Below are 1,334 nucleotides of genomic sequence, written 5' to 3' on the forward strand. Positions count from 1 at the left end.
GCAGGGCGACGACGTCGTCGTCCTTGGCCTTGTCGTCCCCGGCGGGCGGGGTCTTCAGCTCGGACATTTCGGCCACCCCTATTTATCGCGCTGCGGGGGGTCGGGGTGCTCGCCCTCGGTCTGGACGCGGTACTCGCGGCCGAACATGTCCTGGTGCTCGTGGATCACCCGGTCGCTGGGCGGTGCCTCGCCGCCGTGGATCTGCTCCTGCATCTGCTCGAACCGCTCATGCGCCTCACGCACGTAGCCCGCACCCAGCGTGGTCAGGTCCATCTGGGTGTCGAGCAGTTCGCGCAGGTAGCCCTTGTTCGGCTCGAAGGTGAGCACGTTGGGCAGCTCGGGCGCGAGTACGGAGGCGGGGTCGCGGCCGTCGTGGCGGCGCATCAGGTCGCAGGCGGCGTGCAGGTGCTCCAGCTCCATGTTCAGGTGCAGCTCCCAGATCGCCTTCACCTTGGGGTCGCTCTCCTGCTCCATGAAGGAGTGGTAGAGGTAGCACTCGTTGTACTCGTGGTTGACCAGCTGCTCCCACCAGGTCTCACCCGGGTCCACCAGGGACTCGTAGTGGGTGACGTGCTCCTCCTCGATCAGCCCGATCTCCTGGTAGAGCTGACGGGCGATCGGCTCCATGTAGGTGGGGCCGGTGTTCATGTAGAAGTTCATGGTCTGCTGCTCCGCCGACATGATCGTCAGCGCGTGCAGCTTGGACAGCGGGTCGGTCTGGTCCTTGGCGTACGGGTCGCGGACGTTGTCGACCGGATTGCGGTGGTGGAGCCTGGTGGGCCGGCCGGGCATGACCTCGGTCAGGTTGTCGACGATCGACTCCGCCTTGCGGTGCTCGATCATCTCGTACAGGTTCGCGTACCGGTACAGGTGGTCGAAGTCCTCCAGCACGCCGAACTGGTAGGCCTGCTTCAGGTACGGGTCCGGCTCCATACGGGCCACCCACGCCGTCAGGTCCACCGCGACCTGCTCGTAGGCGATCGTCGTCTCCAGCACCGAGGAGACACCCGGGAGCAGCCAGTTCACCACCTTCTGCTGCTGCGCCTCGATGTAGCGCACCCGTGCCAGCTGCCGCTTGATCTCCGGGTCCACGGTGTGCCGGGCGAGCTGGTGGCTGAACAGGATCGCCTCCACCTCGATCCCGTTCATCGTGATGATCCGGCAGCGGGTGTACGGGTCGCAGTGATCCGGATCGATCGGATCCACGTTCAGCTCACGCCAGCTGCGCAACAGGCCCTGCACCCGCATACCCCCCAGCTCCAAGGGAAAGAACGTCAAGGCCCTGAGTCAATATCTCAACACCCCACCCCACCACACAACCAACATTCTGCGTA

General features: G+C 65.1%; 1 protein-coding gene. It reads right to left on the reverse strand.

The window, feature by feature from the left end; genetic code table 11:
• Positions 1-78 precede the first annotated feature (78 nt).
• Entirely contained in the window at positions 79-1,278 is a 1,200-nt protein-coding gene (locus tag ACFW2E_RS47010; RefSeq protein WP_384478338.1) for a hypothetical protein, read from the reverse strand.
• Positions 1,279-1,334: the final 56 nt, after the last annotated feature.

Origin of the sequence: Streptomyces sp. NPDC058964, assembly GCF_042741275.1 — a bacterium.
Classification (GTDB): domain Bacteria; phylum Actinomycetota; class Actinomycetes; order Streptomycetales; family Streptomycetaceae; genus Streptomyces.